This window comes from Paramagnetospirillum caucaseum (assembly GCF_000342045.1).
Classification (GTDB): domain Bacteria; phylum Pseudomonadota; class Alphaproteobacteria; order Rhodospirillales; family Magnetospirillaceae; genus Phaeospirillum; species Phaeospirillum caucaseum.
Genome location: NZ_AONQ01000041.1, coordinates 25,595 through 40,857, shown reverse-complemented (window position 1 = coordinate 40,857; position 15,263 = coordinate 25,595). Strand labels below are relative to the sequence as shown.

Below are 15,263 nucleotides of genomic sequence, written 5' to 3'. Positions count from 1 at the left end.
GCTCCGGCTGGCTGTGGGCGGTGTTCGACCTCAAGGCCGAGATGGACGCCAAGCTGCTGAAGCGCACCGGCGGCGACGTGGTGCTGCATGTGGAGCAGGTCCAGGGCTTCAAGGGCACCGCCGTGCGCATGATCACCCGCCCGGGCTTCAACCCCTCGGTCCGCAAGGAAGGCCAACTGTGGGTGCTGGACATCCACGAGCAGCCCATCGCCCCCAAGGCCGGCTTCGACGTCGCCACCCAGATGGATTTCCAGGAACGCGGCCGCGTGGTGATCAGGGCCACCGACGGCTCGCAGCCCATGATCCTGCGCGACCCGGAAGTGGGCGATTCGATCCATGTGGTGACGGTGCCGGCCATCGGCGCCGGCGTGCGCATCGGCCGCGAATATCCCGGGGCGGAACTGCTGCCCACCGCCCAGGGCATCGCCATGATCCCGCGCGGCGACACCGTCCGCCTGGACACCAACCGCGAGCAGGTGGAGATCAGCCAGCCCGGCGGCCTGTTCCTGTCGCCCATGCTGGCCGCCGAGGGCGCCACCGGCGGCGGCGGCAAGGTGGCCACCGACGGCAATGTGGGCGCCGACGTGATGGCCACCGGCCCGCTGGACATCAGCAAGTGGCTGCGCGGCGGCAACGACAAGTTCGTGGACGACCACCGCAAGCTGATCAGCCGCCTGGCCCATGTGCGGCCCGACGAGAAGAACGCCCAGCGCATGGAGATCGCGCGCCACTACCTGGCCAACGGCTTCGGGGCCGAGGCCCTGGGCGAATTGCGGGTGATGGCGGCGGTGGACCCGCTGATTGTCGACACGCCCCCCTTCCGCGCGGTGCGCGGCGCCGCCAGCTTCCTGATGGGCCGCGACGCCGACGCCATCGTCGATCTGTCCACCCCGGCGCTGAAGGGCGACGCCCGGGTGCAGCTGTTCCTGGCCGCCGCCTCGGCCCGCTCGCTGCCCGATCCCAACAAGCACGCTCTGGTGCTGCGCCTGGCGCCCGAGGACATCAAGGGCTGGCCGCGCAACCTGCGCATCGCCATCGGCGAGGTCGCCGCCAAGACCGTGGCCAGGGCGGGCGATTCCAAGGGAGCAGCGCGCATCGTCGACGCCATGATGGGTCCCGGCCTGTCGCGCCGCGACGTCGGCAAGCTGGCCTATCTGTCGGGCATGGCCGCCCAGGCGGGCAAGCAGTGGGACACCACCATCTCGCGCTACCGCGACGCCGAGGCCAGCGAGAGCCGCCCCGACCGCGCCTATGCCGCCCGCGACCGCGTCGAACTGATGCTCAAGCTCAACAAGATGAGTCCGACCGAAGCCATCCGCGACCTGGAAAAGCTGCGCTTCGCCTGGCGCGGCGAGGACTTCGAATATCAGCTGATGAAGCGCCTGGGCCAGTTGCAGATCGCGGCGGGCCGCTATGGCGAGGGCCTGCGCTCCATGCACTCCCTGGTCGCCAATTATCCCGACAATCCCGATATCGGCAAGGTCCAGGAGGAGATGAGCGACACTTTCAACCGCCTGTTCCTGGTCGGCGAGGCAGACAAGCTGGCTCCGGTGGTGGCCATCGGCCTGTATGACGAGTTCCAGGAACTGACGCCCTCGGGCACCAAGGGCGACGAGATGATCCGCCGCCTGGCCGACCGTCTGGCCGGGGTGGACCTGCTGGAGCGGGCAGGAGAATTGCTGCGCCATCAGGTGGAATTCCGCCTGTCTGGCCTGGACAAGGTCCGGGTCGGCACCCGGCTGGCCTTCCTCAACCTGTCGGACCGCCGGCCCAGCCTGGCCCTGGAAGCGCTGGAAGCCAGCGAGGCGCCGGAAATCCCCACCGACCTCGCCGCCCGGCGCCGCTATATCCGGGTGCAGGCCCTGACCGATCTCGGCCGCTCGGCCGAGGCGCTGGCCCTGATCATCAACGACCAGGGCGAGGAGGCCAACCGCCTCAGGGGCGATATCAACTGGAAGCTCAAGCGCTGGCCCGAGGCCGCCGCCGCCCTGGAATCGACCATCGTCAAGCCCATCGGCAACCGCCCGCTCGACCCGGCGACGGCACGCCGCCTGCTCGACACCGCCACCGCCATGACGCTCGCCAAGGACGAGCGCGGTCTGACCCGGCTGCGGCGCACCTACGGCGCCCTGATGGCCCCCACCGAATGGCGCGAGGCCTTCGACCTGCTGACCAGCGAGCCCGAGCGCGGCATCATCGACTACCGCCGGCTGGGCGACAAGATCAAGCAAGTCCAGGACTTCCAGACCTTCATGGGCGAGTGGCAGAAGCGGGTGAAGGCTCAAGGGCTGTCGTCCATCAACTGAGGAAGAGGATCATGAGCATGGCTGGACGCAATTGGATCGGGGCGGCCCTGGCGGCGCTGCTGGTGGCCGGCTGCGCCTCGGGCCTGCCGCCCGCCGCCAGCGTCGATCCGGCGCCGGTGCCCGGCGTCGCCCTGCCCTTCAACGCCCGCGTGATGATCTACATGGGCGAGAACGACCTGAAGCGGAAGATGTCCATCCAGATCAGCCGCTACCAGTCCGAGGAAACCAAGGTGCTGGACGGCCGCATCCTGGCCGAGACCGCCCAGGCCCTGCTGACCAAGGGCTTCAGGCAGGTGGCGGTCAACGACCCCTCCATCCGTCCCCACATCGTCGTCCGCCTCATCGGCCGCCCCAGCTGGAGCAAGCAGGACACCACCCTGAAGATCGGCTGCGGCATCGACGCCTGGACCGCCGACGGGGTGCCGCTGGGCAATTTCGTGGCGCGCTGGGAATCGCCGGTGAAGACCGACTACCAGAGCGATGTCGGGCCGGGTTACGCCCAGTGCCTGAAGAAACCGCTGGACGAATTGCTGTCCTCGCCCAATCTGGCCCGGCTGGCCGGCCAGGGCTTCCGCGATCCCCACCCCAAGGCCGCCGAGGAATGGCTCCGGTCGCTGGGGCCGATCCCCGCCTGGCAATAGGATGAGCCGATGACCGGGGCCGCCGCTCCCCTGCCCCGCTCGGGCCGCTTTCCCAAGGCGCACCGGCCGTTCTTCCTGGCCGCCAGCCTTTACGCCGCCCTGTCGGTGCCCCTGTGGGTGGCGGAATGGGCGGGGTTGCTGCCCGGCTGCAACGGCTGCGACCCGGTGGCCCGCCATGCCCACGAGATGCTGCTGGGCTTCGCGGCCGCCGTGCTGGGCGGCTATCTGTTCACCAAGGTCACCCGCCTCCGGCTCGCCCTGGCCCTGCTGGCCTGGGTGGCGGCGCGCATCGGCGCCTGGGCGGGAATCGGCGGCGAGGCCGGGCTGGCCCTGTCGCTGGCCTATCCCATCGCCCTGTTCGCCCTGGGCGGCTGGCCGTTCCTGAAAGCCGCCAAACTGGGCCACAACATGGTGTTCGCCCCGGCCATCGCCGCCTTTGCCGTGGCCGAGGCCCTGTACCAGGCCGGGCGCATGGGGCTGGTCGACGGGGCCGAGCGCCGGGGCGTGATGATGGCCTTCTGCCTGGTGGCGCTGATGATCCTGGTGATGGGCGGGCGGGTGATCCCCGCCGGCATGGCCGGGCTGGTGCGCAAGGAGGAGGCGCGAGAGCTGTTCGATCGCAACCGGCCCTGGGCGGAATGGCTGTGCGTGCTCGGCATGACCGCCGAGGCCGTCACCCAGGCCCTGGGCCTGCCCACCTTCGGGGCCATGGCTCTGGCCGGGCTGGCCGGGCTGTGGCGCCAGAGGAGCTGGCGGCCGCTCCTGGCGCTGTCGGATTCCTCACTGGGGCCGCTCCAGGTGGGCCACGCCCTGCTGGCCCTCGGGCTGATCGCCGCCGCCGCCTCGGACCGGCTGGGCATCGGGCCGTCCACCGACGCGCTGCATTTGGCCACCATCGGCGGCATGGGGGTGGTCACCGCCGCCATGATGCTGCGCATCGACGCCATCCGCGAGCGCCGGGTGGGCCAGTGGCCGCGCGCCGGCATCGTCGTCGCCGTGCTGCTGGTGGGCGGCGCCGACCTGCGCACCGCCGCCGCGCTGATGCCGGAAATCCTGATTCCCGCCTCCATGGCCCTGTGGTCGGCGTCCTTCGCCCTGGTGGCGTGGACCATGGCGCGGGGGTGGAGAAAGCCGCCGCCTGCACTATAATCGGCGCCGGAGGCACCTGGATGGCATCGGCCCGCACCCTGCTGGAAGAAAAGCGCGAGGAGATCCTGCGGCTGGCCGCCCTGCACGGGGCGGTCAACGTGCGGGTGTTCGGCTCGGTGGCGCGCGGCGACGGCCGCGACATCGACCTCCTCGTCCACGTGGAGGACGACCGTTCCCTGGTGGACGTGGTCGATGACGAGAGTCTCCATTACGTGATCCGCGACGAAGTCCTGAGCGAGGCCAAGCCGCTATGAACGCACGGGCATGACCCTGCGCCCCGCCCTGGTCATCGCCGGCCCCACCGCGTCGGGCAAGTCCGGCCTTGCGCTCAAGGTCGCCCGCGAATTCGGCGGCGTGGTGATCAACGCCGATTCCATGCAGGTCTACGACGCCCTGCCGCTGCTCACCGCGCGGCCCTCGGACGAGGACATGGCGCGGGCGCCGCACCGCCTCTATGGCGTACTGCCGCCCGGCGAGGTCTGTTCGGCGGCACGCTGGGGGGCGTTGGCCGCGACGGAGATGGAGGCCGCCTGGGCGGAAGGCAGGCTGCCCATCCTCGCCGGCGGCACCGGCCTTTACCTCAGGGCGGTGATGGAGGGCCTATCCCCGATTCCCGACATCCCCGAGAATATCCGGGCGCAAGCCAGGGCGCGGCTGGCGGAGATGGGCAACGCCGCCTTTCACGACCTGCTGGCCAAACGCGACCCGGAGATGGCGGCCAGGCTCGATCCCGGCAATTCCCAACGGCTGGCCCGCGCCTGGGAGGTGCTGGACGCCACCGGCCGCTCCCTGGCCGTCTGGCAGGCCGAGCCGCGCGCCGGCGGCGTGGCGGCCAGCTGGCTGACCATCGTCCTCGACCCCGAGCGGCCGCGCCTCTACGCCCAGTGCGAGTCCCGCTTCCGCGCCATGATGGCGGCCGGCGCCCTGGACGAGGTCCGCGCCTTCGAGGCCCTGCGCCTCGGCCCGGATTTGCCCATCGCCAAGGCCCTGGGACGCCGCGAACTGGCCGCCCATCTGGAGGGCGGACTGGACCTGGACGCCGCCATCGCCGCCGGGCAACAGGCCACCCGCAACTACGCCAAGCGCCAATCCACCTGGTTCCGCCACCAGATCAATGCGTCCGTCACCGTCTCAGAGCAATTTTCGGAAAGTTTAATAGCCACAATCTTTCTGAAAATTCGCCAACACCTCTTGACCCCATGAGGACATGCCGCTAGGTTGTCCGCCCGCGCCGCAGTGCAGCAGCGCGCTTGCCTGCCTTTCCGGCGGGCGACAACGACATGACAGACAAGGTGCTGAGATGGTGCATCACGATACGTTGACCGGAGCGGAAATCCTCCTCAAGGCCCTGGTCGACCAGGGCGTAGAGGTCATTTTCGGGTATCCCGGCGGCGCCGTACTGCCCATCTACGACGAGCTGTTCAAGCAGAACCGCCTGCGCCATGTGCTGGTCCGCCACGAGCAGGCCGCCGTGCATGCCGCCGAAGGCTATGCGCGCTCCACCGGCAAGGTGGGCTGCGTGCTGGTGACCTCGGGTCCCGGCGCCACCAACGCGGTGACCGGTCTGGCCGACGCCCAGTGCGATTCGGTGCCGCTGGTCTGCCTGACGGGGCAGGTGCCCACCCACCTGATCGGCAACGACGCCTTCCAGGAAGCCGACATCACCGGCATCACCCGGCCGTGCACCAAGCACAATTACCTGGTCAAGGACGTCAACGACCTGGCGCGGACGGTGCACGAGGCCTTCCACGTGGCGCGCTCGGGCCGCCCCGGCCCGGTGCTGATCGACCTGCCCAAGGACGTGGTCCAGGCCAAGGGCGAGTACCAGCCGCCGTCCAAGGTCAAGTCCAAGTACAAGCCCCAGGTCAAGGGCGACCTCAAGGCCATCGAGAAGGCGGTCGAGATGATCGCCCACGCCAAGCGGCCGGTGTTCTACGTGGGCGGCGGCGTGATCAATTCCGGCCCGGCGGCCTGCCAGCTGCTGACCCAGTTCGTGCGCATGACCGGGTATCCTTGCACCCTGACCCTGATGGGCCTGGGCGCCTTCCCCGGCTCGGACCCGCTGTTCCTGGGCATGCTGGGCATGCACGGCACGGTCGAGGCCAACATGGCCATGCACGATTGCGACCTGATGATCAACATCGGCGCCCGCTTCGATGACCGCGTCACCGGCAAGCTGGACGGCTTCAGCCCGAAGTCCAAGAAGATCCATGTGGACATCGACCCCAGCTCCATCAACAAGAACGTGGTGGTCGACCTGCCCATCGTCGGCGATTGCGCCCATGTCCTGGAAGACATGATCAAGGTGTGGAAGGCCAAGCAGTGCCGCATCGATGAAAAGGCGCTGAAGGCCTGGTGGGCCAGGATCGACCAGTGGCGGGCCAGCGACTGCCTGTCCTTCGAGAATTCCAACAAGATCATCAAGCCGCAATACGCCGTGCAGCGCCTGTACGAGCTGACCCGCCACCGCAACCCCTATTTCTGCACCGAGGTGGGCCAGCACCAGATGTGGGCGGCCCAGCACCTGAAGTTCGACCTGCCCCACCACTGGCTGACCTCGGGCGGGCTGGGCACCATGGGCTACGGCCTGCCGTCGGCCATGGGCGTGCAGATGGCCCACCCGGAGGCGCTGGTCATCAACATCGCCGGCGAGGCCTCGATCCAGATGAACATCCAGGAGATGGCCACCCTGGTGCAGCACCGCCTGCCGGTGAAGATCGTCATCCTCAACAACCAGTATCTCGGCATGGTCCGCCAGTGGCAGGAACTGATCCACGGCGGCCGCTATTCCGAGAGCCACATGATCCACCACCCCGACTTCGTCAAGCTGGCCGAGGCGTTCGGCGCCGTCGGCCTGCGCGCCGAGAAGCCCGGCGAGGTGGACGAGGCCATCAAGGAGATGATCGCGGTGGACCGCCCGGTGATCCTGGAACTGCGCACCGACGCCTCGGAAAATGTCTTCCCGATGATCATGCCCGGCATGGCCCACAACGAGATGGTGCTGGGGCCGGAGGACAAGGGCCGCGACAAGCCGGGCTCGGAACAAGACGGCATGGTTCTGGTGTAAGGGGGGGAATGCAAGTGACCAAAGCCATCGAGGAAATCAACCGCCACACCGTCGCCGTCCTGGTGGATAACGAATCCGGCGTGCTGGCCCGGGTCATCGGCCTGTTCTCGGGTCGCGGCTACAACATCGAAAGCCTGACCGTGGCCGAGGTGGACGCGGCGCAGAAGCTGTCGCGCATCACCATCGTGACCAGCGGCACCGCCATGATCATCGAGCAGATCAAGAACCAGCTGCGCCGCCTGGTGCCGGTGCACAAGGTCCACGACCTGACCATCGAAGGTCCTCATGTCAGCCGCGAACTGGCCCTGATCAAGGTGGTGGCCACCGGCGACAAGCGGGTGGAATCCTTGCGCATCGCCGACATCTTCCGGGCGCGGGCCATCGATTCCACCAACGAGAGCTTCGTCTTCGAGGTGGTGGGCGCCACCGAGAAGGTGGACGCCTTCATCAAGCTGATGGAGCCCCTGGGTCTGACCGACGTTTCGCGCACCGGCGTCGTCGCCATTGCGCGCGGACCGAATCCGATTTAGAAAGCCGCCCAGATTTCTCAGCGGAGCCGTCTCCGCCCGTCGAAAGGAACCAACATGCGCGTCTATTACGATCGGGATGCCGACGTTAATCTGATCAAGGGCAAGAAGGTCGTGGTCGTTGGCTACGGCTCGCAGGGCCACGCCCATGCCCTGAACCTGCGCGATTCCGGCGTCAAGGACGTGGCCGTGGCGCTGCGCGCCGGCTCGGCCACCGCCAAGAAGGCCGAGGGCGAGGGCCTGAAGGTCATGACCCCCGCCGATGCCGCCAAGTGGGGCGACGTGGTGATGATCCTCACCCCGGACGAGCTGCAGGCCGACCTCTATTACAACGACCTGGCCGCCAACATGAAGCAGGGCGCCGCCCTGGTCTTCGCCCACGGCCTGAACATCCACTTCAAGCTGATCGAAGCCCGCGCCGATCTCGATGTGTTCATGATCGCCCCCAAGGGCCCCGGCCACACCGTGCGCGGCGAATACGTCAAGGGCGGCGGCGTCCCCTGCCTGGTGGCGGTGGCCCAGAACCCGACCGGCAACGCGCTGGAAATCGCCCTGTCCTACGCCTCGGCCATCGGCGGCGGCCGGTCCGGCATCATCGAGACCTCCTTCCGCGAGGAATGCGAGACCGACCTGTTCGGCGAGCAGGTCGTCCTGTGCGGCGGCCTGACCAAGCTGATCCAGTACGGCTTCGAGACCCTGGTCGAGGCGGGCTACGCCCCCGAGATGGCCTATTTCGAGTGCCTGCACGAGGTGAAGCTGATCGTCGACCTCATCTACGAGGGCGGCATCGCCAACATGCGCTACTCCATCTCCAACACCGCGGAATACGGCGACTACGTCACCGGCCCGCGCATCATCACCGACGAGACCAAGGCCGAGATGAAGCGCGTCCTGGAGGACATCCAGGCCGGCCGCTTCGTCCGCGACTGGATGCTGGAATGCAAGGCCGGCCAGCCGTCCTTCAAGGCGACCCGCCGCATCCAGGCCGAGCACGGCATCGAGGTCATCGGCGAGAAGCTGCGCGCCATGATGCCCTGGATCGCCAAGAACAAGCTGGTGGACAAGGCCAAGAACTAGGCCCGATCCCTGCACGGTTCGGAAAAGGCTCCGGCGGGAAATCGCCGGGGCTTTTTTCATGGGCCGGGTCTGAGGTAGCATCGCGCCATGACCGACTTTCCCGGCTTCGCCCCCCAGGCCCCCGCCTTCCTGGCCGAACTGGCCGCCAACAACGACACCGGCTGGTTCAACGCCCGCAAGGACGACTACCGCGACCTGATCCAGACGCCGCTGCGCCGGTTGTTCGCGACCATGGCGCCGGCCATGCTGGAGATCGATCCCGGCTTCGACGCCAGTCCCATGGGCGGCGCCATCTCGCGCATCCGCCGCGACACCCGCTTCTCCCGCGACAAGTCGCCCTACCGCGTCAAGCAGTGGATGAGTTTCCGCCGGGCCGGCGAAGGCTGGCAGAGCCGCCCCACCTTCTTCCTGGCCTTCGCGCCGGGCGGCTACCGCTACGGCCTGGGCTACTACGCCGCCAGCCCCGCCACCATGACCGAACTGCGCGCCGCCATCGCCGCCCGCCCCGGCCGCTTCGCCGAGGCCATGGCGGCGGCTGCGGATGCGGGCTTCACCCTGACGGGGGAGGCCTACCGCCGTCCCCGCCTGCCCAAGGGCATGGAGGACGCCCTGCCCACCCCGGTGCTCGGCTGGTTCGGCCTAAAATCGGGCGTGCTCATCCGCGAGCGCCCCATGGAGCCGCTGTTCTTCTCGCCGGATCTCGTCACGGAACTCACGGCGCGCCTCGCCCGCATGGCACCGCTCTACCACCTGCTCAGCGGGCAAAGCGGCCGAACAGATCCTCCATGAAGGCGGCGAAGGCGGCGGGCGAGGCCTGGGCATCCAGGCCGGCGGCCCGCGCCCGGCCGATCAGGGCCAGGATCAGCACCAGTTCGCCCTTGCGGCCGAACATTCTTTCGTAGACGGCAGGGGGCAGCAGCAGGGCGGACTTGGCCAGCATGGCGGTCATCTGCTCCGGCGACAGGCCGTAATCCACCGCCAGGCGGCGCACGGTGTTGGCGCCCGTGCCGGCCAGGGAACGGGCGGCGCGGCGCAACTCCTCCCGCCCCGGATGGCCCAGGGCGGCCTTCAGCTCCGGCGTGGTCAGCAGCGGCACCACGGTTTCCATGCGGATCAGACGGCCGTCGGCGGACAGCACCTCGCCCAGACGGGACCGCCCGTCGCCGGCCAAGGAAGCGCTCGGCAGGGTGGCGGCACCCTCGACCGGCTCGGGGGCGGCAATCTCGGCCACCGGATCGGGGACGGAGTCGGACGCGGAGGCGGACTCCGGCGCCAAGGAAACCGGCTCGACCACCCACTCGGCCGGCATCCGCCGCCCGGTCTCGCCGCCCTCCAGCCAGGCGGCCAGTTCGGCGGCATCGCGGAAGTCGAGGATGCGCGAGCCCAGGGCGCGCACCTCGGGCGGCGTCATGCGGGCGTATTGGGGAATGATCGGCACCTGCCAGTCGTGCAGCAGGTAGCGGCGGATGGCGCCGTACAGAAGGTCGCCGGGGGATTGGCCCTTGCGGTTCCGCCGCTCGTCCGTCCTGTCGCTCATCCAGGCCAGCATGCCGCCCCAGCCCACGTCCTCGGGCCGGCGCAGCCGCTCGGCACGGCCGGGCGGGAAGCCGCAATCCAGGCGGGCGCGGAAATGCCGCTTGGCCGCCGAGCGGACGATCATGGAGATGATCTGGTTGACGGTGCGGCCGCAGGTCAGCGGGGTGTTGTCGTTGTCCACCGGACGGCCGCGCCCGTCCACCAGCAGGGGGCGGAAGCTGGCCCGGTGGGTGCGGAAGGCGATGAAGCAGCGGTGCAGCAGGTCGCAGTCGCGCAATGCCGTTTCCAGTTCCCGGCCGCGCGGCACCCAGGCCAGATCGGGAACCATATCCACCAGCTTGGCCATGACCGGCCCCGCCAGGGTCCGGTTGATGGTCTGTCGCGACTGCCGGGCGGCAGCGGACTGGATCGAGGCGGTACGCATCACGTCAAGGCTCCAAACCCATGCATCTCAATCGTCCATCCCGAAATCATGCTAGTATTTTTGTCGGGTATGGACTGTGAGCGGGCGCACACAATTTTCCGCTTTCCCATCAAGCCGCTAGACAGCTTCATGGAATGAATCCTGGACGCCGCCGTCTCCCCCTCTCGCCCCGGCCCCGCCGGACGGGAGCAACGGGAGGAAAGCTTGGAGGCCCCTGCGATTCCGACACATGATCTGTGTTGACATTGCCCCGTGAAATGGCCTTCCTATAGGCGCGGTGAAACGGGTTTCACGACCCTGTTTCACCGGCCGCTTCCGGCGGGCCGCGCTCGCCTCTTTTTCCGTACGCGCACCCCCGTCGCGCCCCAGAGTTCAAGAGCGAGTGCATGGACCACAACCGCGTCATCATCTTCGACACCACGCTGCGTGACGGCGAGCAATCGCCCGGCGCCTCCATGAACCTGGAGGAGAAGGTCCGCATCGCGCTGGTGCTGGAGGAGATGGGGGTCGACGTGATCGAGGCCGGCTTCCCCATCGCGTCCAACGGCGATTTCGAGGCGGTCGAGGCGGTGGCCAAGGCGGTGAGGAACTCGGTGATCTGCGGCCTGGCCCGCGCCACCAGGGGCGACATCGAGCGCTGCGCCGCGGCCATCAAGCCGGCGGCCAGCGGCCGCATCCACACCTTCCTGTCCACCAGCCCGCTGCACATGAAATACAAGCTGCAGATGGAGCCGGAGAAGGTGCTGGAGAAGGTCGCCGAATCGGTGGCCTATGCCCGCTCGCTCACAGACGACGTGGAATGGTCGGCCGAGGACGGCTCGCGCACCGAGCATGACTTCCTGTGCCGCTGCGTCGAGGCCGCCATCAAATCCGGGGCGCGCACCATCAACATCCCCGACACCGTGGGCTACGCCGTCCCCGACGAGTATGCCGCCCTGATCGAGATGCTGTTCAACCGGGTGCCCAATATCGACAAGGCGGTCATCTCGGTGCATTGCCACAACGACCTGGGGTTGGCGGTGGCCAATTCCCTGGCCGCCGTCGGCAAAGGCGCCCGGCAGATCGAATGCACCATCAACGGCCTGGGCGAGCGCGCCGGCAACGCCGCCATGGAAGAGATCGTCATGGCGCTGCGCACCCGGCCCGACCGGATGCCCTTCAAGACCGGCATCAAGACCGAGAACATCACCAAGGCGTCGCGTCTGGTCTCGACCATCACCGGCTTCGTGGTCCAGCCCAACAAGGCCATCGTCGGCAAGAACGCCTTCGCCCACGAATCGGGCATCCATCAGGACGGGGTGCTGAAGCACGCCCAGACCTACGAGATCATGACCCCGGATTCCGTCGGCCTGCACCGCTCGCATCTGGTGATGGGCAAGCATTCGGGGCGCGCCGCCTTCAAGGCCAAGCTGAAGGAACTGGGCTACGACCTGGGCGACAACGCGGTGGAGGACGCCTTCAACCGCTTCAAGGATCTGGCCGACCGCAAGAAGGACGTGTTCGACGAGGACATCGTCGCCCTGGTGGACGACGCGGTGGTGCGCGGCAACGACCGGGTCAAGCTGATTTCGCTGGAGGTGCTGTGCGGCACCAAGCACCAGCCGCCGTCGGCGGTGCTGGAACTGTCCGTCGACGGCGTGACGCGGGAAGTCCGCGCCACCGGCGACGGCCCCGTCGACGCCACCTTCAACGCCATCAAGGCGCTGTTCCCCCACGAGGCCAAGCTGCAGCTCTATCAGGTGAGCGCGGTGACGCAAGGGACCGACGCCCAGGCCGAGGTTACCGTGCGTCTGGAAGAGGATGGCAAGAGCGTCAACGGCCAGGGCGCCGAGACCGACACCCTGGTGGCGTCGGCGCGGGCCTACGTCAACGCCCTGAACAAACTTCTGGTCAAGCGGCAAAAAACCGCCCCCGACGCCGCCGGGCCATGATATAGCACGCGCGCGGCTGGGATCATTCAAAGACGCATCGTAAGGTGAGTGAGGGATTATGTTTTCGAAGCTGACGGGTTGGATGTCCGCCGACATGGCGATCGATCTCGGAACCGCCAATACGCTGGTCTACGTCAAGGGTCGAGGGATCGTCCTCAATGAACCGTCGGTGGTCGCCATCGCCGAGGAAAAGGGCAAGAAGAAGGTCCTGGCAGTCGGCGACGAAGCCAAGATGATGCTGGGCCGCACCCCGGGCTATATCCAGGCCATCCGCCCCTTGCGCGACGGCGTCATCGCCGATTTCGAAGTGGCGGAAGAGATGATCAAGCACTTCATCCGCAAGGTGCATAACCGCCGCTCGTTCGCCAGCCCGCTGGTCATCGTCTGCGTGCCGTCGGGCTCCACCGCCGTCGAGCGCCGCGCCATCCAGGAATCGGCGGAAAGCGCCGGCGCGCGCCGCGTCTTCCTGATCGAGGAGCCCATGGCGGCCGCCATCGGCGCCGGCCTGCCCGTGACCGAGCCCACCGGCTCCATGGTGGTCGACATCGGCGGCGGCACCACCGAGGTGGCGGTGCTCTCGCTGGGCGGCATCGTCTATTCCCGCTCGGTACGCGTCGGCGGCGACAAGATGGACGAGGCGATCATCGCCTATATCCGCCGCAACCATAACCTGCTGGTGGGCGAAGGCTCGGCCGAGCGCATCAAGAAGGAAATCGGCTCCGCCTGTCCGCCCGAGGACGGCGAGGGCCGCACCATGGAGATCAAGGGCCGCGACCTGATGAACGGCGTGCCCAAGGAACTGATCATCTCCGAGCGCCAGATCGCCGAAAGCCTGGCCGAGCCGGTCGGCGCCATCATCGAGGCGGTCAAGGTCGCCCTGGAGCACACCGCGCCGGAACTGGCCGCCGACATCGTCGACAAGGGCATCGTGCTCACCGGCGGCGGCGCCCTGCTGTCCAACCTGGATTACGTGCTGCGCCACGCCACCGGCCTGCCGGTCTCCATCGCCGACGACCCGCTCAGCTGCGTGGCGCTGGGCACCGGTCGCGCCCTGGAAGAAATGCCCAAGCTGAAAAACGTGCTCACCAGCATGTATTAGGCCCCCGGCTGCCGTAATTGGTAGTTTTACGGTTACTAGATATAGTAGGATCGAGCCGAAGTTTTCCCCATGGTGCCGGGGAGCATCGGCGGAACGGAGGGGCTAGGTGAAGCAGTCGGGTGCGGCAGGTCGGCTCGCGACATTAAGGCTGCTGGTCCAGCGCTTCGCCTTTCTTTCTCTGATCGTCGCCTCGGTGGCCCTGATGATCCTCGGCAAGGCCGACATCGTGCTGATCGAGCGCACCCGCGCCCTGGTCGCCGACGCCATCGCCCCCCTGCTGGATGCCATGGCGCGGCCCGCCGCCACCATCGCCCAGGTCACCGAGAACTTCCACGAGTTGGCCAACCTGCGCACCGAGAACGCCCGGCTCAAGGAAGAGAACGCCAAGCTGATGCATTGGCAGACGGTGGCGCGCCGCCTGGAGGCGGAAAACACCGTCCTGCACGACCAGTTGAACTACGTCCCCGATCCCGACCCCGCCTTCGTCACCGCACGGGTGATCGGCGACATGGGTTCGGCCTTCGGCCAGAGCATGCTGCTGGGGGCCGGCGCCAAGGACGGGGTGCGCAAGGGCCAGGCGGTGCTGACCGGCGAAGCCCTGGCCGGCCACGTGGCCGAGGTGGGCGCCCGCTCGTCGCGCCTGCTGCTGATCACCGACATCAACGCCCGCACCCCGGTCATGCTGGAAGCCACCCGTACCCGGGCCATCCTGACCGGCGACAACAGCCAGCGGCCGCGCCTCAATTACATCACCGGCAGCCCGACCATCTCGGTGGGCGACCGGGTGGTCACCGCCGCCTCGGGCGGCGCCTTCCCGCCGGGCATTCCGGTGGGCATGGTGTCGTCGGTGACCGACGGCATCGTCCGGGTTGAGCCCTTCGTCCAGCGCCACCGGCTGGAATTCGTGTCCATCGTCGATTTCGGCCTGGGCGGCATCCTGCCGTTCGAGCGCCCGCCGCCGCCGGAGCGCCGCCGCCGCGGGAGGGAGGAGTGAAACCCTCCGTCTGGGTGAAGATGGACACCTGGGTCCGCCATTCGGTCCCCTTCGGCATCACCGTATTCCTGCTGCTGCTGACCGCCATTCCGACCCACATTCCCGGCTTTTCCGGCATCGCGCCCATGCTGCCGCTGATGGGGGTCTATTACTGGGCCATCTACCGCCCCGATCTGCTGCCCGCCTGGCTGGCCTTCGTCATCGGCCTGCTCTACGACATCGTCGCCGGCACGCCGCTGGGGGTCAACGCCCTGGTGCTGCTGCTGGTCCAGGGTACTGCCGCCTCGCAGCGCAAGTTCTTCCTGGGCAAGTCGTTCGCCGTCACCTGGTGGGCGTTCAGCCTGCTGACCGCTGGCGCCATCGGCATGGCCTGGCTGCTGCTGTCGTTCATCAAGGGCCGGCCGCTGGATATCGCGCCGGTGGTGTTCGAATACCTGATGACCCTGGCCCTGTTCCCGCTGCTGACCTGGACGCTGGCCCGGACACAGCTCGCCTTCCTGCGCGACGTGTAG

Annotated in this window: 14 protein-coding genes; 13 read left to right on the top strand and 1 reads right to left on the bottom strand. The window is 68.1% G+C overall.

Annotated features, from left to right (window positions below; genetic code table 11):
- From H261_RS25475 to H261_RS14705, 9 genes are all read left to right on the top strand, one after another.
- A partial coding sequence (locus tag H261_RS25475) for a tetratricopeptide repeat protein (protein ID WP_008618989.1) occupies positions 1-2,306 on the top strand: 2,306 nt, incomplete at its 5' end.
- Positions 2,307-2,323: 17 nt separating this feature from the next.
- Positions 2,324-2,947: a hypothetical protein gene (locus H261_RS14740; protein ID WP_235062942.1), complete on the top strand. Its 624-nt coding sequence runs from the start codon at positions 2,324-2,326 to the stop codon at positions 2,945-2,947.
- Positions 2,948-2,956: 9 nt separating this feature from the next.
- Positions 2,957-4,096 carry an NnrS family protein gene (locus tag H261_RS14735; protein ID WP_008618987.1) on the top strand — a complete coding sequence of 380 codons (1,140 nt, stop codon included), beginning with the start codon at positions 2,957-2,959 and terminating at the stop codon, positions 4,094-4,096.
- Between the two features lie 20 nt (positions 4,097-4,116).
- Positions 4,117-4,350, top strand: a complete 234-nt coding sequence (locus H261_RS14730) for a nucleotidyltransferase family protein (RefSeq protein WP_008618986.1) — start codon at positions 4,117-4,119, stop codon at positions 4,348-4,350.
- A 10-nt stretch (positions 4,351-4,360) separates the two neighbouring features.
- The gene (gene miaA / locus H261_RS14725) at positions 4,361-5,299 is read left to right on the top strand and encodes a tRNA (adenosine(37)-N6)-dimethylallyltransferase MiaA (protein WP_008618985.1); all 939 of its coding nucleotides are present in this window, start codon (positions 4,361-4,363) and stop codon (positions 5,297-5,299) included.
- Between the two features lie 97 nt (positions 5,300-5,396).
- Entirely contained in the window at positions 5,397-7,163 is a 1,767-nt protein-coding gene (locus H261_RS14720; RefSeq protein ID WP_008618984.1) for an acetolactate synthase 3 large subunit, read from the top strand.
- 8 nt (positions 7,164-7,171) lie between these two features.
- Positions 7,172-7,693, top strand: a complete 522-nt coding sequence (gene ilvN / locus H261_RS14715; protein ID WP_008618983.1) for an acetolactate synthase small subunit — start codon at positions 7,172-7,174, stop codon at positions 7,691-7,693.
- A gap of 54 nt (positions 7,694-7,747) precedes the next feature.
- Positions 7,748-8,767, top strand: coding sequence for a ketol-acid reductoisomerase (ilvC, locus tag H261_RS14710; RefSeq protein ID WP_008618982.1), 1,020 nt, complete (start codon positions 7,748-7,750; stop codon positions 8,765-8,767).
- Positions 8,768-8,854: 87 nt separating this feature from the next.
- Positions 8,855-9,556 carry a TIGR02453 family protein gene (locus tag H261_RS14705; RefSeq protein ID WP_008618981.1) on the top strand — a complete coding sequence of 234 codons (702 nt, stop codon included), beginning with the start codon at positions 8,855-8,857 and terminating at the stop codon, positions 9,554-9,556.
- Here the strand turns inward: H261_RS14705 and H261_RS14700 are convergent.
- A complete protein-coding gene (locus H261_RS14700) occupies positions 9,522-10,727 on the bottom strand; it encodes a hypothetical protein (protein WP_008618980.1) in 1,206 nt (401 codons plus the stop codon). The genes H261_RS14705 and H261_RS14700 overlap by 35 nt on opposite strands.
- Positions 10,728-11,113: 386 nt before the next feature.
- Here H261_RS14700 and H261_RS14695 point away from each other — a divergent pair, with 386 nt between their 5' ends.
- The 4 genes from H261_RS14695 (at position 11,114) to mreD (ending at position 15,263) form a co-directional block, all read left to right on the top strand.
- Positions 11,114-12,658 carry a 2-isopropylmalate synthase gene (locus tag H261_RS14695; protein ID WP_008618979.1) on the top strand — a complete coding sequence of 515 codons (1,545 nt, stop codon included), beginning with the start codon at positions 11,114-11,116 and terminating at the stop codon, positions 12,656-12,658.
- 58 nt (positions 12,659-12,716) lie between these two features.
- Positions 12,717-13,757: a rod shape-determining protein gene (locus tag H261_RS14690; RefSeq protein WP_008618978.1), complete on the top strand. Its 1,041-nt coding sequence runs from the start codon at positions 12,717-12,719 to the stop codon at positions 13,755-13,757.
- Positions 13,758-13,863: 106 nt separating this feature from the next.
- Positions 13,864-14,751: a rod shape-determining protein MreC gene (gene mreC, locus H261_RS14685; protein ID WP_008618976.1), complete on the top strand. Its 888-nt coding sequence runs from the start codon at positions 13,864-13,866 to the stop codon at positions 14,749-14,751.
- Positions 14,748-15,263, top strand: a complete 516-nt coding sequence (mreD, locus tag H261_RS14680) for a rod shape-determining protein MreD (protein ID WP_052004284.1) — start codon at positions 14,748-14,750, stop codon at positions 15,261-15,263. Before mreC ends, mreD begins: the two co-directional genes overlap by 4 nt.

Excerpts from the sequence above, each read along its gene's own strand:
- H261_RS14740 (WP_235062942.1), top strand. The coding sequence starts at position 2,324 with ATGGCTGGACGCAATTGGATCGGGGCGGCCCTGGCGGCGCTGCTGGTG.
- H261_RS14735 (WP_008618987.1), top strand. The coding sequence starts at position 2,957 with ATGACCGGGGCCGCCGCTCCCCTGCCCCGCTCGGGCCGCTTTCCCAAG.
- H261_RS14730 (WP_008618986.1), top strand. The coding sequence starts at position 4,117 with ATGGCATCGGCCCGCACCCTGCTGGAAGAAAAGCGCGAGGAGATCCTG.
- miaA (WP_008618985.1), top strand. The coding sequence starts at position 4,361 with ATGACCCTGCGCCCCGCCCTGGTCATCGCCGGCCCCACCGCGTCGGGC.
- H261_RS14720 (WP_008618984.1), top strand. The coding sequence starts at position 5,397 with ATGGTGCATCACGATACGTTGACCGGAGCGGAAATCCTCCTCAAGGCC.
- ilvN (WP_008618983.1), top strand. The coding sequence starts at position 7,172 with ATGCAAGTGACCAAAGCCATCGAGGAAATCAACCGCCACACCGTCGCC.
- ilvC (WP_008618982.1), top strand. The coding sequence starts at position 7,748 with ATGCGCGTCTATTACGATCGGGATGCCGACGTTAATCTGATCAAGGGC.
- H261_RS14705 (WP_008618981.1), top strand. The coding sequence starts at position 8,855 with ATGACCGACTTTCCCGGCTTCGCCCCCCAGGCCCCCGCCTTCCTGGCC.
- H261_RS14700 (WP_008618980.1), bottom strand. The coding sequence starts at position 10,727 with ATGCGTACCGCCTCGATCCAGTCCGCTGCCGCCCGGCAGTCGCGACAG.
- H261_RS14695 (WP_008618979.1), top strand. The coding sequence starts at position 11,114 with ATGGACCACAACCGCGTCATCATCTTCGACACCACGCTGCGTGACGGC.
- H261_RS14690 (WP_008618978.1), top strand. The coding sequence starts at position 12,717 with ATGTTTTCGAAGCTGACGGGTTGGATGTCCGCCGACATGGCGATCGAT.